The organism is Streptomyces sp. NPDC050263 (assembly GCF_040655955.1).
Taxonomy (GTDB): Bacteria; Actinomycetota; Actinomycetes; order Streptomycetales; family Streptomycetaceae; genus Streptomyces.
Genome location: NZ_JBFAKW010000312.1, coordinates 1 through 1,186, shown reverse-complemented (window position 1 = coordinate 1,186; position 1,186 = coordinate 1). Strand labels below are relative to the sequence as shown.

Annotated in this window: 1 protein-coding gene; it reads right to left on the bottom strand. The window is 69.6% G+C overall.

Annotated features, from left to right (window positions below; genetic code table 11):
* Positions 1–45 precede the first annotated feature (45 nt).
* Positions 46–1,186, bottom strand: a 1,141-nt coding sequence (locus tag AB0J04_RS46225) for an alpha/beta hydrolase domain-containing protein (RefSeq protein WP_363174747.1), incomplete at its 5' end; no start/stop codon positions are given.

The following is a 1,186-nucleotide window of genomic DNA, read 5'->3' as shown; positions in this document are numbered from 1 at the left end:
CGGACGTCCCTCGCCCGGACCCGCCGCCGGTCGTTCTCCGTCCTGCTACGAGATCTCGACCTGCCGCGCCTCGCGCCGCAGGTCCTCGGCGTCCTCCGCGAGCAGCCAGCCCTCGTCGATGAGATCGGCCAGGCGACGGTCGAAGCGCTCCAGGTAGTCGGTGGAGTCCTGGTACAGCTCCCGCAGCTTCGGCGCCTCGAACGACTCCTCGCTGCCGATCGTCAGGAAGCTGGGAGTGCCGTCCGGGTTGGTCGGGTTGGGCCGGTACGTGGAGTGCGGTACGTCCAGCTGGGCGCTGCGCACCCCGCCCTTGGTGTTGCCGTGCTCGTCCCGGGCGAAGTAGCCGTCCGGGCCCACCTCCAGGCGGTCGGCGCGGGGCGGCACGGTGCCGTTCGCCACCCACGCGACCAGGTGGTGCAGGCCCATGTTGAACAGCTCGAAGTGGGGCAGGCTGTTCATCTTCGGGCCGAAGGCGAAGTCGCCCACCGGGAAGGTCGCCTTCCACAGCGCCATGTCGTTGTACGGCGCGTGGCGGGTGCCCATGTGAGGGATGCCGGCGAGTTCGTAGAGGCGGAACCGGTCGCCGGGCTCGTCGCTGTCGTCGCGACGGTACTGGCGGCCCTCGTAGCCGGGGAAGAACGAGTAGTCGGGGACGGAGACGTCTCCGTCGCTCATGACCTGCACGACGGGTACGTCCACGTCGTGGAAGGCGGCGAGGGGGAAGCCCGACGGGAAGAAGCCGTCGTAGACGGGCGAGCCGTCGGCGAGGCGCTGAACGTCGTGGGCGTCCTCGATGAAGTAGGTGGTCACACTGCCGGTCTGCGAGTGTCCGACCAGGAGGACCTGGGCCGGCTCCGCGCCCGCGAACGGTCCCTCGGGCGACCTCAGGGCGGCGCCGACCTGGGCGAGGATCGTGCTCGCCGCCCGGTTCCGGCGTCGCAGCTCGGTGAAGAACGCCTTCGACGTCTCGCGGTCCAGGAGGTTCAGGTTCATGTCGAAGTCCGCGCTGTCGGGTCCCTCGATGTGCAGGGACTCGTAGCGCTGCGGGTTGGACGCCTTCACATGCAGGTCCAACGTGGTCTTCTGCGCGGTGATCTCCACCCACGCGTGGCCCGATCGCAGGACGTAGGGGCCGCTGTAGATCCAGATCGGCGCGATCCCGTGGACGTGCAGCGGCTCGGCGATC